Genomic DNA, 13,820 nt, shown 5'->3' with positions numbered 1-13,820 from the left:
CAGTAAGCTAGGTATCTTTTGAGCATATGGAAAGAATGATAAAATAATATTACAAAAAACACATAGGAGGCGTTAAGTATGAAAAAAATTATGACTATGATGCTGGCGATGGTAATAGCTGTATCATCTGCAGGTTGTAGCGGCGCTCAAAGTAATGAGGCGGCTAGCACATCCAAAGCAAATAATGTTTCTCCGGAAAATACAGAAAAAACGCAAGAAAATGAACCCGTTAAACTAAGATTTTCTTGGTGGGGTGGAGATGCAAGACATGAGGCAACTTTAGCCGTCATTGATCAATTTCAAAAGAAATATCCTTGGATTACTATTGAAGCTGAGTACAGTGCACAAGACGGCTATAATGATAAGCTTATGACCCAATTGGCTTCAGGTACAGCACCAGATATTATACAAATGGAAACAGGAGCAGCTCCTGAATATTTTGAGCAAGGACAGATTGTTAATCTATCAGAGCTAGATATCAATTTCTCTGAATTTGATGAAAACTTTTTAATTAATAATGGTCAGTTTGGATCAGGCAGCCAGTATGCTATTCCTATGGGCAAGGCTGGAAGTGCCATTATTGTTAATCAAGATTTGGCGGAAAAAATAGGTATTGATTTTACTATAGATTATGACTGGGAGCAACTTATTGAATGGGGGAAAAAAGTTCAAGAATATGACCCATCTTTATATCTTATTTCAGGAAATCTTGACTTTATGATGGCTTTTGTTATACGTACGTGGTCAAGGCAGATGAATAATCAACCTATTATTAATGCAAATTCAGAACTGGTTATGACAGAGGAACAATTTGAGAAAGTTTTAAGTTATATCAAAGAACTCTATGATAGTAAAACAGCAGTTCCTTTATCTTATATGGCTTCTTATGGCACCAATAATCAAGAGGATCCAAACTGGATAGCAGGAAAATATGTGTGTAATGTGGGCTTTACATCATCTGTACAGGTTATGGCGGCAGCAAACCCAAGTGCTAATTATATAGCAGGAAATATGCCTGTTTTCAAGGATGCATTAAGTGACGGCTGGGTTAATGACTGCCCTCAGTATATAGGTATTTATGCAAAGAGCAAGTATCCTAAAGAAGCAGCTATGTTTTTAGACTTCTTTTTCAATGATGAAGAAGCTATCAAAACTTTAGGAACAGTTCGTTCTGTACCGCCTACAGCTAAGGCACAACAGATTACAGAAGCAGCCGGTTCTTTAAATCCTCTGACTAAAATGGCGGTGGATGTAAGTCAGCAATATAATGGTGTATCAGATAGTGGCAAAACAACAAGTGCTGAAGTTACAGCAATCCTTAAAGATGCTTATGAAAATGTTGCCTATGGCGTAAAAACACCATCACAAGCAGCTAAGGAAGTGGTATCTTTACTCAAAGACTACATAGCAGCTCAGTAAAATAAACGTATTATAGACAGCGGAGAATGAGATATCTCTTAAGCAGATATCTCATTTTTGTTAGAAAGAGGTGAAAAGATGAAGAAATCAGCTATACAAAAAAGAAGCTATCAAGCCTATTTGTATTTATTGCCATGGTTAATCGGCCTTATTGTGTTGCAGATCTATCCCTTTTTGGCATCACTCTATTATTCTTTTACCGATTATAATGCTTTTGGCAAAATCAATTTTGTAGGAATTAATAATTACATCAATTTATTCACAAAAGATAAGGAATTTTATAATTCACTACGTATCACCATACGTTATACCTTACTTACTGTTCCAGGAAAAATTCTTATGTCATTAATTATAGCTGTGATGTTAAATAAGGCAAGAAGAGGTATTGGCATTATAAGAACAGTTTTCTATTTACCCTCTCTTTTTGGAGGAAGCATTGCTGTAGCAATCCTCTGGAAATTGATGTTTATGGATAACGGATTTATTAATGCAGCTATGAATACTTTGGGTATTGATTCTGTTTCTTGGCTGGGTAATCCGGGTATTGCTCTATATACTTTAAGTTCATTAGAAGTATGGCAGTTTGGTTCTTCAATGGTTATGTTCCTTGCTGCACTCAAACAGGTCCCTGTATCTTTATATGAAGCAGCGGAAATTGATGGGTCTAGCAGAATGAATACTTTCTTTAAGATTACATTTCCACAAATCACACCTATTATATTTTTTGCTATTATTATGCAGTCTATTAATGCACTGCAGAACTTTACCTCAGCTTTCGTTATTACTCAGGGAGGCCCTGTAAAATCCACTTATATGCTGGGACTAAAACTTTATTATGATGGTTTTTCATACTACAAGATGGGGTATGCATCTGCTACTTCGTGGATTATTTTCATGCTTATATTAGGTGTTACCGTATTTCTTTTTGGGACATCAAAGTTCTGGGTATTTTATGGAGATGAATAAATAATGGCTAAGACATCAGATTTTTGAAAGAAGGGAAAACGGATGGGTACAAAAACAAAAAATAAAATCATCGGAAATTTATCCTATACCATTTTAATACTTGCAGGAATAGTCATGATTTATCCGCTTATCTGGATGTTTTTTGCAAGTTTTAAGTCAAATGAAGAAATATTTGGAAGCCTAAGATTATTGCCCTCTAGTTTTAATTGGCAGTCTTATGTAGATGGATGGAGAAGTACAGGGGGCATGACCTATGGGAAGTTTTTCTTAAATACTTTTGCTCTGGTTATACCTACTACCGTATTTACACTGATAACCAGTGCCCTAGTGGCATATGGTTTTGCTAGATTTGAGTTTGGGGGTAAAAAATTACTTTTTATGCTGCTTATTGCTACGCTCATGCTGCCTAATGCAGTTATTATTATTCCTAGATATACCATTTATCGATCATTAAGCGTATTGGATTCTTATTGGACCTTTTATCTGCCAGCCTTACTTGGATGCTATCCTTTTTTTACCTATATGCTCATCCAGTTTTTACGAGGACTGCCAAAGGATTTAGATGAATCGGCTTATATTGATGGATGCGGTACTTTAAAAACCTTTATTCATATTTTACTGCCGCTTTTGAAGCCGTCATTATTTTCAGCTGGGCTGTTTCAGTTCTTGTGGACCTATAATGACTACTTTAATTCACTCATTTATATCAATACAGTAAGCAAATATACAGTATCTTTAGCACTGCGTCTCTCTTTAGATGCAGAGACGGTAGTACAGTGGAATAAAGTAATGGCTATGGCTTGTGTGGCAGTACTTCCGGTAGTTATTTTATTCTTCTTATGCCAAAGATATTTCGTTGAAGGGATATCAACCTCTGGACTAAAAGGCTAAAGGTGTTTGAATCTATCAATTCATTTAAGGAGGTTACTTATGGCCTATGCAACTAATCCTATTTTAACTGGATTTAATCCAGATCCTTCAATCATTAGGGTAGATACTGATTACTACATTGCAACATCAACATTTGAATGGTTTCCAGGCGTGCAAATTCATCATTCCAGGGATCTCATCCATTGGGAATTAATCACCCACCCTCTAGACCGGCTGTCGCAACTTAATATGCTGGGCAATCCAAGCTCTTGCGGCATATGGGCACCTTGTCTTTCCTATGATAAAGGTATGTATTATCTTGTTTACACGGATGTAAAGTCATTTTTAGGAATGTTTAAGGATACGCACAATTATCTTGTTACAGCAACAGATATAAGAGGCCCCTGGTCAGAACCTATTTATCTCAATTCCAGCGGATTTGATGCTTCTTTATTTCATGATGATAATGGTAAAAAATATCTTCTTAATATGCTGATGGACTATAGACGTTGGCATTCTAAATTTGGTGGGATTGTATTACAGGAATACTCTGATGAAAAGAAATGTCTAATAGGAGAACCGAAAATTATTTTTAAAGGAACACCTCTTGGACTGACTGAAGGCCCCCATATTTATAAATATAATCATTATTATTATCTCATGACAGCAGAAGGCGGCACCGGATATGAACATGCTGTAACCATGGCAAGAAGTCAAAACATATGTGGGCCTTACGAGGTAGACCCTCAAAATCCTATTTTGACGGCTTATCATGCACCTCTACATCCTCTTCAAAAAGCAGGTCATGCAAGCCTGGTAGAAGGACACAATGGCAAATGGTATATGGCCCATCTATGCGGGAGACCAGTAGGAAAAGAGCGTATGTGTATCTTAGGAAGAGAAACTGCCCTTCTAGAAGTCACATGGCAAGAAGGCTGGCTGCGTTTAGCTCATGGCGGGAACTTGCCTTCTGAAACAGTAGAAATTGAAGGGGTAGAAGCAGATTCTACTGTAGAAAAGAAATATTTAATGGAAGAGTTTGATCAGGATACTTGGAGTATTCATTTTCAAACATTACGTGTACCTCTAGGAGAGAGGGCTTCATTAAAAGAAAGACCTGGGTATTTACGTTTATATGGTAAGGAGTCCTTTACATCTAGTCACCATCAGACACTTCTAGCCCATAGACAGCAAAGTTTTTATTGTGAAGTAACGACCAAGGTAGACTTCAAGCCTAAGAGTTTTCAACAGATGGCAGGACTCGTCTATTATTATGATTCGCTGAGTTATTATTATTTATATATTACAGAGGATGAAGTCTCAGGAAGAGTATTAAGTATCATAGCTTCTGTACTAGGCAAAGGGACTCAGCCAATTGGAGTAGGGATATCTTTACCAGAAGAAGGAGAGGTTTACTTAAGATTAACCACTGAAAAAGAAAAAGCTTATTTTTCTTATTCTTTAGATAATAAGGTGTATATAAGCGTTGCAGAAGCTATGAATGCCACTGTACTTTCGGATGATTATTATGCCCAGACGGGACATATTATGTTTACTGGAGCATTCATAGGCATAAGCTGCCAAGATCTATCTGGACAAGGGACATATGCTGATTTTGACTATTTTGAATACAAAGAATTGTAATCTCTAAAAAGTGAGGGAGGATAAAAAATGAGTTATAGTAAAGAGTTGATAGAGAAGCTAAGTCAAAAGGCAAATCAATTAAGAAAAGATGTTGTAATCAGTATTGGTGTTGGTGTGGCCGGGCATATTGGAGGTTCTAATTCTGCTGCGGATATCGTTGCGGCTTTGTATTTCCATAAAATGAAACATGACCCCCAAAATCCTAAGATGATTGACAGAGACCGCTTTTTGCTCAGCAAGGGACATGTGGCTATTTTACAATATGCAGCACTTGCTGAGTCAGGCTATTTTCCAGTTGAAGATTTAAAATCCACGAAGGATATTGGTTTTCATCTTCAGGGACACCCTGATGTTATCAAAACACCAGGGATAGAGGCAGGGACAGGATCACTAGGGCAAGGGTTATCTATAGGACTTGGTATGGCTCTTGGTATGAGACTGGATAAGATTGGCAGCAAGGTCTATGTGCTTGTAGGAGATGGTGAAATAGCAGAGGGGCAAATATGGGAAGCGGCAATGGCAGCCAGTGCTTATAAAGCAGATAACCTTGTAGCTATTGTTGACCATAACAAACTACAGGCCAATGGAAAAATAGTTGACAGGTTTGATACCAGTCCTTTGATTCCTAAATGGGAAGGCTTCGGATGGCACGTGATTGAAATTGATGGACACTCTATGGAGGAGATTCTTACAGCCTTAGATCAAGCAGACCAAGTAAAAGAAAGGCCTACGGTAATTATAGCCCATACGGTAAAAGGCAAAGGGGTAAGCTTTGCTGAAAATGTTGTTGGATTTCATAATGGCATGCTGACAGAAGAAACATATGCGCAAGCATTAAAAGAATTGGCTTAAGGTAGGAGGAGAAAAAGATGGTCTATACAAATCAGAGAATAGCATATGGTAATACATTAGTGGAACTAGGGAAAGATGATGAGAGAATAGTCGTTCTTGATGCAGATCTTGGGGCTTCAACTATGGGCAAATTATTTGAAGAGGCCTATCCTGAGAGGCATTTTGAAATGGGTATTGCAGAAGCCAATATGACTTCTGTTGCAGCAGGGCTGGCGCAGTCTGGTAAAATTCCCTTTACCAATTCTTTTGCAGTTTTTGCAAGCGGTCGTGCCTATGACCAAATACGTCAGACTATTGCTATAGGAAAATTAAATGTAAAAATATGTGGTTCCTCATCAGGGATGTCAGATTTTGGTGATGGAGCGACTCACCAAGCGATAGAGGATCTAGCCATTATGCGAGCTATTCCAAATATGACAGTTATTAGTCCGGCAGATGCTAATGAAACAGTGCAGGCAGTAAAAGCTATGGTTAATATGGAAGGCCCTTGTTATTTAAGGTTAAATCGTAATGATTATGAAAATGTAACCCAAGAAAATAAGCCATTTGAAATTGGGGTGCCAAGTGTTTTAAGGGAAGGTAGGGATATTGTTGTATTTGCTACAGGTATTATGGTAGGCAAAGCACTGGAAGCAGCAGAAGAAGTGAAAGATAAAATTTCAGTAAAGGTAGTTAATGTAAGTACCATTAAGCCTATAAATCAAGAGGCTATTATTGAACTCGTGCAAGGATGCCAAGCAGTTGTTACTGCTGAAGAACACAGTATTGTAGGGGGACTTGGAAGTGCCATATCTGAGGTGCTGCGTAAAATAGGCAAACCTACTCAGTATGTTGGTGTCAATGATACCTTTGGAGGCAGCGGACATAGTTACGTTGATGTTTTAGAATACTATAAGCTTACAAAAGAACATATTATTGAAGCTATTGAAGAAATGGCAGCGTTATAAAAGAGAAGGAGGATGAAATGAAGATGAAAGTTGGATTTATTGGGCTTGGTATTATGGGAAATCCCATGGCTAAAAATCTTTTAAGTGCAGGCTATGAAGTTGTGGTATATGATGTTATAAAGGAAAATGTTGATAAGCTTCTTGAAGCAGGTACAAAAGCAGGAGTTTCCTCCAAAGCTGTTGCTGAGGAATGTAAAATAATTATTACCATGCTGCCTAATAGCCCTCATGTAAAAACGGTTATTATGGGGGAAGAAGGCGTTCTTGAAGGGGCCAAAGAAGGGACTATTATTATAGATATGAGTTCTATTGCACCTCTTGCATCCCAGGAACTATATAAGGCGTGTACTGAAAAAGGCGTCAAAATGATTGATGCCCCTGTATCGGGAGGAGAGCCTAAGGCCATTGACGGCACCCTATCTATTATGGTGGGTGGTGATAAAGAGGTATTTGATGAAGTCTATGACATTCTTATGGTTATGGGGGCAAGTGCAGTCTATTGCGGAGAGAGTGGTGCGGGCAATACCACAAAGCTTGCTAATCAAGTTATTGTGGCTTTAAATATAGCAGCAGTTTCTGAAGCTTTTATGTTAAGTACAAAAGCAGGTGTAGATCCTATAAAAGTATTTGATGCTATAAAAGGCGGGCTGGCTGGTTCTACTGTTATGAATGCAAAAGTTCCTATGATTACTGAGGGGAATTTTAAGCCTGGATTTAAAATAGATCTTCACATTAAAGATTTAAATAATGCACTGGAGACAGGCCACGAAGTGGGTGCCCATCTTCCTTTAACCGCATCAGTTATGGAAATGCTGCAGGTATTACATGCGGACGGCTATGGCCAAAATGACCATAGTGGCATTGCGCAGTATTACGAAAAAATTACAGGGACTACTATACGCAAATAGACAATTATTTATTAATAGATCATAAAAAGGGGTCTTTGAAATGTCAATTGGATTAAGTTTAGAAAAACTGTTTTCTTTAGAAGGAAAAGTCGTATTATTTACAGGAGCAGCAGGCGGTATAGGAAGAGGGCTGGCAGTAGGCTTAGCTGGGGTAGGAGCAGCGGTAGCTCTTTGTGATATAGATGAAGAGAAATTAAAAGAAGTCAAAGAAGAGATAGAAACACAAGGCGGCCGGGCCTCTGTACATATTCTAAATGTGATGGATCATGACACTATTAAATCATGTGTAGAAGAAATAGGAAAGACTTATGGACATATTGATGTTCTTGTAAATTGTGCTGGGATTAATAAAAGGGAAGGTTTTATGGATGTAGAAGAAGCTACCTATGATCGTATTATGGCTGTTAATTTAAAAGGTGTATTTTTAGTATCTCAGGAAGTTGCACCTTATATGATGAAGCAAAATAGCGGCAGTATTATCAATATCGGTTCCCATAATACTGGCTGGGTACTTGGAGGATGCTCTGTATATGCAGCTACAAAAAGCGGCATTTATTCTTTCACAAAATCGCAAGCCGTTGAATGGGCTAAATACAATATCAGATCCAACTGTATAAGTCCAGGGCATATCCAAACCCCTCTGACTACAGTTACATGGGAACATCCAGAACGTTCCAAGTACCTTCTTGACAGAATAGCTATGAACCGTCCAGGATACCCTGAAGATATGCTGGGGGTTTGTGTACTTCTTGCATCGGATGCATCGAGTTATATTACAGGATGCGAATACAGAGTTGACGGTGGGTGTATTGCGGGTGGGCAGCCTTGGCCATATGATACAAAGTATTAAAAGATCTTAATCGAGTTAAAACTAGAGGTTATAAAATCGTTGACTTATTAAAGGACATCAATGATTTTATAGCCTTTTTGCAATTTTAAATGTTGTTAGTTATGTGACGTACATTTTGATTGTAGCCTACGGATAAAAAAGTACTAGTTATATTCAGTTTTAAAATCGAAAATACAAGCATATGATAGATTAGTTAAGCTATTTAAATAAGTGTATTTTTGATGAAAGGTGTAAATAGATATGAGGAATATTAATATAAAAAGAATTTTCAAAAGTAAAAGTTTAGAAAATATTGCTATTTTTGCAGCTTCAATTGTACTCATCTATTTACTTATTGCGCTCTATTTTACAAATCATTATTTTTTTAATACAGAAATAAATGGCATTGATGTCTCGCTAAAAGCACATCATAAGGTAAGTGGAATTATCAGAAGTTATGTTAAAGATTATAAGCTGCAATTAGTTGAGCGAAATTTTGAAATAGAAGAGATATTAGGACAAGATATAGGTATGCTATATAATGAAAAAAATAGTATTTCTAAGATTTATCAAGTCCAGCGTTCATTTAAATGGATAACTTCCTTATTAAAAGATCAAAAGTATTACGTTGCTGATTTATTTTTTTATAATAAAGATAATTTTGAAAAAAAAATAAATACATTAAATTGTTTAAATAAAGAGATTATAGAGCCGCGAAATGTAAGTTTTAAGTACAGGGAAGGTGCCTATGAAACAATACCGGAAGTGTATGGTAATAAAATACATAGAGATCTACTCAGTAAAGCTATAGAAAAGAGTATATTAGAAGGCAAAACAAAATTAGATTTAGATAAAAATCTGTGTTACTACAATCCAAAGTATACCTTAAGCTCTGATAAAACAGTTGAAACTCAGAAGCTACTCAATAAGTATGTATCAGCAAAAATCACCTATGTATTTGGAAGTCAAAGCGAAATAGTAGATGCCAATATAATAAGTGGCTGGCTCAGTGTGGATGAAAATTTAGATGTCCACGTCAATGAAAAAGCAGTTAGGGAATATATACAAGGACTGGCTAAAAAATATGATACAGTTGGTATAGTAAGAAATATTAAAACATCTACAGGAAAAAAAGTAGAAGTTAAGGGTGGTTTTTATGGATGGAAAATGAATTGGACTGCTGAGGCAAAGGCGTTGCTCGAAAATATAAGGCTTGGTGAGGTAATGGAAAAAGAACCAATTTATATTCAAAAGGCTTTGGCGAGAGGTGAAGATGACATAGGCGATACTTATGTAGAAATTAATATAACAAAACAGTATTTATGGTTTTATAAAGAAGGCAAGCTCGTTACTGCAGGGACCATAGTAACAGGTAACCCGAATAGAGGAAATCCTACTAAGACCGGGATCTATATGCTTAATTATAAGGAGAAAGGATCGACACTAAGAGGCCCAAATTATGAAGCTGAAGTAACTTATTGGATGCCTTTTAACGGAAATATTGGCATCCATGATGCAAGTTGGAGATATTCTTTTGGAGGCGATATCTATAAACGGCGTGGAAGTCATGGATGCATAAATGTACCAGTCTATTTAGCTAAAAAAATATATGAGAATATAGAAGAGGGAACGCCTATTATTTGTTATGAAGAAGTGGAGTAGTACAATTGTAAAAAAGGTTAGATTATGATATATTGTTTTCATAAAGGTAGTTTGGAAAATATACCAGAATAAGGGAGGTAAGACATGGCTGTCTTAACAAGATTTAAGGATATTATGGCAAGTAACATTAATGCGCTTTTGGATAAAGTGGAAGACCCAGAAAAGATGATAGAGCAATGTTTAAGAAATCTTAGGAGTGATTTAGGTAAGGTTAAATCTGAAACAGCTGCTGTTATGGCAGAAGAGCAACGCTCTAAAAGAGCGCTAGATGAACTAACAGAAGAAATGAGCAAGATGCAAAATTATGCTATCAAAGCCCTAGAGGCCGATAATGAAACAGATGCGAAAAAGTTTTTGGAGAGAAAGGCTCTTTTGGCAGCAAAAGAATCAGGCTTAAATGAAGCATATAAACTTGCGGCATCTAATGCTGTAAAAATGAGAGAAATGCATGATAAGCTGGTTGCCGATATAGGAGAACTAGAATCTCGTAAAAACATGATTAAGAGCAAATTGTCAGTTGCAAAGACCCAGGAAAGAATCAATAAAATCGGTTCTTCTGTAAGCAGTGCGAATAATTCCATATCTGCTTTTGATAGAATGGAACAGAAAGCCAATGAGGCCCTTGATAAAGCCAATGCTATGGCAGCTTTAAATGCAGCACCAAAGGATGATATTGAGGACTTAATGGCTAAATATGAGAAAGATACAAATATAGACAATGAATTAGAAGCATTAAAAGCGCGTTTAAATAAGAATTAAATGGCATACCAGTAAAGCTGTAGTTATTAAAGATCTACAGCTTTCATACTGTTTAATGTAGGAGGGGAGAATAATGGTTATCCATTATAAATGTCCAAGCTGCGGTGCAGATATGGTTTTTGATAGTGAAACAGGCAAGCTCTCTTGTGGAAGTTGCGGGAGAAAAGATAATGTAGAAGACTTTCCTAAAGATTTTATATCTCATGTATTTGCAGAGGGAGAAACTGTAGAATACCATTGTAAAAACTGTGGAGCGGAAGTCCTGACGGATGCAGATACAACAGCAACTACCTGCAGCTTTTGCGGGGCAGGGGTTGTGCTCGCAGATAGATTGTCAGGCAATATGGCACCTGCTAAAGTTATTCCTTTTAAGATCAGTAAAGAAAAGGCCATGGATGCTTTCAAAGCTTGGTGCAAAAATGGACTTTTAACACCTAAAGGGTTTATGAGTGCAGACAGAGTAAAAAGTATAACGGGCATCTATGTACCTTTCTGGTTATATGACTTAAATGCTAAGGCTTATGTAGATGCAACGTGCACAAGGGTTAGGACATATAGCAGAGGGGAGTATATCTTTACTGAAACCAGCTATTATGATGTCCACCGCAGTGTAGACCTTAATTATATCAAGGTGCCAGCAGATGCCTCAGAAAAAATGAACGATGAACTCATGGATAAACTAGAGCCCTATGAGTATAGTGAACTCAAAGATTTTAATACGCCGTATTTAGCAGGTTACATTGCGGAAAAGTATAATTATGATGCCCAGCAGCTCTTACCACGGGTTAAGCACAGAATAGACAGCTATATAGATTCCTACATCAGTTCTACGATCACGGGTTATAGTACTACATCTTATAAAAATAAGCGCATTGATACCAAGCAAAAACAAGCTTATTATACATTGTTTCCTGTATGGATGGTATGCTATGACTATAAGAAGTCGGAGCATACTTTTGCAATGAATGGGCAAACTGGCAAAATTGTAGGTAAGCCGCCCCTTAGTTATCAAAAAATAGCTGCTTGGTTTGGGGGCATTGCAAGTATTACATGGATAGTCATCAAACTGATCGCATGGCTCATTGGAGGTGTATTCTAGTGAAGGTTAAGAGATATTTAAAACAATTTTCAGTGATGCTTATCATGCTGCTGATGGTACTTAGTGTTTATCCAGTAATGGCCACACAAAAGGTGAATCAAAAAGTATATGATTTTGCAGAACTTTTAACAGCTGAGGAAGCAGCTAAGCTAGAAGCATTATCTAATACCTATAGTGAAAAAAGACAAGTAGACATTATTATATTGACCACCAGAGATACAAAAGGCAAAGATGTTGTAGGCTATATGGAGGATTTTTATGATGAAAAAGGCTTGGGTTATGATAAGCCTCATGGTGATACTGCAATTTTAACGATTGATTTGCAGCATAGAGAAGTATATGTTGCAGGTTTTTATAAAGGTGAGCAGTATTTAGATAATAGCAGGTGTGACCTTATTCGTAGAAAAATAACACCAGAGTTATCTGCAGGAAATTATTATGAAGCGTTTGATAGCTTTATCACCTTATCCTATAAGTATATGGGTATAAGGCCTGGAGTAAATCCGGAGAACATCTTATTTAAATGGTGGTTTCAAGTGCTTGCTGCCCTTGGTGTGGCTGGTATCAGCGTTGGGGTTATGGCCTATCGTTCTGGTGGGCGGATGACTACCGGAGGTGCAACCTATTTAGATAGCAGTCATTCAGGGGTCACTGACAGAAGGGATGTTTATATAAGAACCCATGTTACTAAACATAAAAAGCCATCCAGTAATAGTGGAGGCGGCGGAGGCGGTATGGGAGGCGGCACATCAGGAGGCGGACATTCTCATAGCGGAAGCCGAGGCGGTTTTTAATATACAATGAAATGGAGGGATTATGACTATGATCTTTAAAAATCAATTTGCAAATGTAGTAGAATGGGAAGAGTTTAGAGATGATATGATTTTCTGGAAATGGCGAAATCGTGAGATCAAAAAAGGCAGTAGATTAATCATTAGACCAGGGCAAGATGCTATATTTTTAAATTCAGGACGTATTGAAGGGATATTTAAGGACGAGGGTGATTATGACATTGAGTCGCAGATTATTCCGTTTTTATCTACCCTTAAAGGCTTTAAGTTCGGATTTAACAGCGGCATGCGTGCAGAAGTACTCTTTGTTAACACAAAGGAATTTACAGTTAAGTGGGGTACTAAAAATGCTATTCATATGCCACACCCTCAGCTTCCAGGAGGCATGCCTATTAGAGCCAATGGGACGCTTAATGTAAAAGTTCATGATTATGTGGCCTTAATAGATAAAATTGCAGGTGTAAAAGAAGCCTATTTTATAGAGGATGTGAAATTAAGGGTGATCTCTCAGCTAGATCAACTCCTTATGAAATGGATTAGCAAAGAAGGTAAAGATATGTTTAACCTTCAAGCTAATGCCTTTGATATTGCAAGAGGTATCAGAGAAGACTTAGATATGAGTATTTTAGGTGATGGGCTTACGATTACAGGATTTAATATTATCAGTTTTAATTACCCTGAAGAAATACAGAAAATGATCAATAAAACGGCTTCTCACAGTATGGTTGGAGATTTAGGCAAATATCAACAAGTCGAAATGATAGACGGGATTGCCTCGGGTAAGGTTAAAGGTGGAGGCGCCGCATCTGATATGGCTGGCATGATGATGGGAATGAATATAGCTGGTGAAATGATGAAGCAGATGAATAAGGAACAAGGGCAAAACCAAAACCACGGGGAGCAAGAGACTGTGCAAAAAAAACATAACTTTTGCCCTAACTGCGGTACAAAAACAGGAGAGGGGAAGTTTTGTTCAAACTGCGGAGAAAAACTATTGTAACAGCCCCATGCCCATAATAGCTGTCTCCAAATACACCGATTAGGTAGAGAAACAGAATATGTATTAACCAAACC

The 13,820-nt window shown here is 37.3% G+C and carries 13 protein-coding genes; all 13 read left to right on the top strand.

The window, feature by feature from the left end:
* Nucleotides 1–78 precede the first annotated feature (78 nt).
* The 13 genes from BN3326_RS10260 (at nt 79) to BN3326_RS10200 (ending at nt 13,746) form a co-directional block, all read left to right on the top strand.
* On the top strand, nt 79–1,419 hold the full coding sequence (locus tag BN3326_RS10260; protein WP_069999095.1) for an ABC transporter substrate-binding protein: 1,341 nt from the start codon (nt 79–81) through the stop codon (nt 1,417–1,419).
* Between the two features lie 78 nt (nt 1,420–1,497).
* On the top strand, nt 1,498–2,385 hold the full coding sequence (locus tag BN3326_RS10255; RefSeq protein ID WP_069999094.1) for a carbohydrate ABC transporter permease: 888 nt from the start codon (nt 1,498–1,500) through the stop codon (nt 2,383–2,385).
* Between the two features lie 42 nt (nt 2,386–2,427).
* Nucleotides 2,428–3,276, top strand: a complete 849-nt coding sequence (locus tag BN3326_RS10250; RefSeq protein WP_069999093.1) for a carbohydrate ABC transporter permease — start codon at nt 2,428–2,430, stop codon at nt 3,274–3,276.
* Nucleotides 3,277–3,315: 39 nt separating this feature from the next.
* Complete coding sequence (locus BN3326_RS10245; protein WP_069999092.1) at nt 3,316–4,899, top strand: glycoside hydrolase family 43 protein; 1,584 nt, start codon at nt 3,316–3,318, stop codon at nt 4,897–4,899.
* Nucleotides 4,900–4,926: 27 nt separating this feature from the next.
* On the top strand, nt 4,927–5,751 hold the full coding sequence (locus BN3326_RS10240; protein ID WP_069999091.1) for a transketolase: 825 nt from the start codon (nt 4,927–4,929) through the stop codon (nt 5,749–5,751).
* A gap of 17 nt (nt 5,752–5,768) precedes the next feature.
* Nucleotides 5,769–6,698 (top strand): transketolase family protein, encoded by a 930-nt coding sequence (locus BN3326_RS10235; RefSeq protein ID WP_069999090.1) that lies wholly within the window; start codon nt 5,769–5,771, stop codon nt 6,696–6,698.
* A 23-nt stretch (nt 6,699–6,721) separates the two neighbouring features.
* Complete coding sequence (garR, locus tag BN3326_RS10230) at nt 6,722–7,606, top strand: 2-hydroxy-3-oxopropionate reductase (RefSeq protein ID WP_069999399.1); 885 nt, start codon at nt 6,722–6,724, stop codon at nt 7,604–7,606.
* A gap of 40 nt (nt 7,607–7,646) precedes the next feature.
* Nucleotides 7,647–8,456: an SDR family NAD(P)-dependent oxidoreductase gene (locus BN3326_RS10225; protein ID WP_069999089.1), complete on the top strand. Its 810-nt coding sequence runs from the start codon at nt 7,647–7,649 to the stop codon at nt 8,454–8,456.
* A 240-nt stretch (nt 8,457–8,696) separates the two neighbouring features.
* Nucleotides 8,697–10,097, top strand: coding sequence for a L,D-transpeptidase family protein (locus tag BN3326_RS10220; RefSeq protein WP_069999088.1), 1,401 nt, complete (start codon nt 8,697–8,699; stop codon nt 10,095–10,097).
* An 84-nt stretch (nt 10,098–10,181) separates the two neighbouring features.
* A complete protein-coding gene (locus BN3326_RS10215; RefSeq protein ID WP_069999087.1) occupies nt 10,182–10,856 on the top strand; it encodes a PspA/IM30 family protein in 675 nt (224 codons plus the stop codon).
* A gap of 73 nt (nt 10,857–10,929) precedes the next feature.
* Entirely contained in the window at nt 10,930–11,955 is a 1,026-nt protein-coding gene (locus BN3326_RS10210; RefSeq protein ID WP_069999086.1) for a TFIIB-type zinc ribbon-containing protein, read from the top strand.
* Nucleotides 11,955–12,749 carry a TPM domain-containing protein gene (locus BN3326_RS10205; protein WP_207646332.1) on the top strand — a complete coding sequence of 265 codons (795 nt, stop codon included), beginning with the start codon at nt 11,955–11,957 and terminating at the stop codon, nt 12,747–12,749. Before BN3326_RS10210 ends, BN3326_RS10205 begins: the two co-directional genes overlap by 1 nt.
* A 22-nt stretch (nt 12,750–12,771) precedes the next feature.
* Nucleotides 12,772–13,746, top strand: coding sequence for an SPFH domain-containing protein (locus BN3326_RS10200; protein WP_069999085.1), 975 nt, complete (start codon nt 12,772–12,774; stop codon nt 13,744–13,746).
* The last annotated feature ends 74 nt before the right edge of the window (nt 13,747–13,820 follow it).

Origin of the sequence: Cellulosilyticum sp. I15G10I2, from assembly GCF_900095725.1 — a bacterium.
Classification (GTDB): Bacteria; Bacillota; Clostridia; order Lachnospirales; family Cellulosilyticaceae; genus FMMP01.
The sequence above is the reverse complement of the archived record's forward strand: the minus strand, read 5'-3'. Positions and strand labels throughout refer to the sequence as shown.

Bases quoted from the DNA above. Each gene is read 5' to 3' on its own strand.
- BN3326_RS10240 (WP_069999091.1), top strand. From the start codon at position 4,927: ATGAGTTATAGTAAAGAGTTGATAGAGAAGCTAAGTCAAAAGGCAAAT.
- BN3326_RS10250 (WP_069999093.1), top strand. From the start codon at position 2,428: ATGGGTACAAAAACAAAAAATAAAATCATCGGAAATTTATCCTATACC.
- BN3326_RS10200 (WP_069999085.1), top strand. From the start codon at position 12,772: ATGACTATGATCTTTAAAAATCAATTTGCAAATGTAGTAGAATGGGAA.
- BN3326_RS10255 (WP_069999094.1), top strand. From the start codon at position 1,498: ATGAAGAAATCAGCTATACAAAAAAGAAGCTATCAAGCCTATTTGTAT.
- BN3326_RS10220 (WP_069999088.1), top strand. From the start codon at position 8,697: ATGAGGAATATTAATATAAAAAGAATTTTCAAAAGTAAAAGTTTAGAA.
- BN3326_RS10225 (WP_069999089.1), top strand. From the start codon at position 7,647: ATGTCAATTGGATTAAGTTTAGAAAAACTGTTTTCTTTAGAAGGAAAA.
- BN3326_RS10215 (WP_069999087.1), top strand. From the start codon at position 10,182: ATGGCTGTCTTAACAAGATTTAAGGATATTATGGCAAGTAACATTAAT.
- BN3326_RS10210 (WP_069999086.1), top strand. From the start codon at position 10,930: ATGGTTATCCATTATAAATGTCCAAGCTGCGGTGCAGATATGGTTTTT.
- garR (WP_069999399.1), top strand. From the start codon at position 6,722: ATGAAAGTTGGATTTATTGGGCTTGGTATTATGGGAAATCCCATGGCT.
- BN3326_RS10260 (WP_069999095.1), top strand. From the start codon at position 79: ATGAAAAAAATTATGACTATGATGCTGGCGATGGTAATAGCTGTATCA.
- BN3326_RS10245 (WP_069999092.1), top strand. From the start codon at position 3,316: ATGGCCTATGCAACTAATCCTATTTTAACTGGATTTAATCCAGATCCT.
- BN3326_RS10235 (WP_069999090.1), top strand. From the start codon at position 5,769: ATGGTCTATACAAATCAGAGAATAGCATATGGTAATACATTAGTGGAA.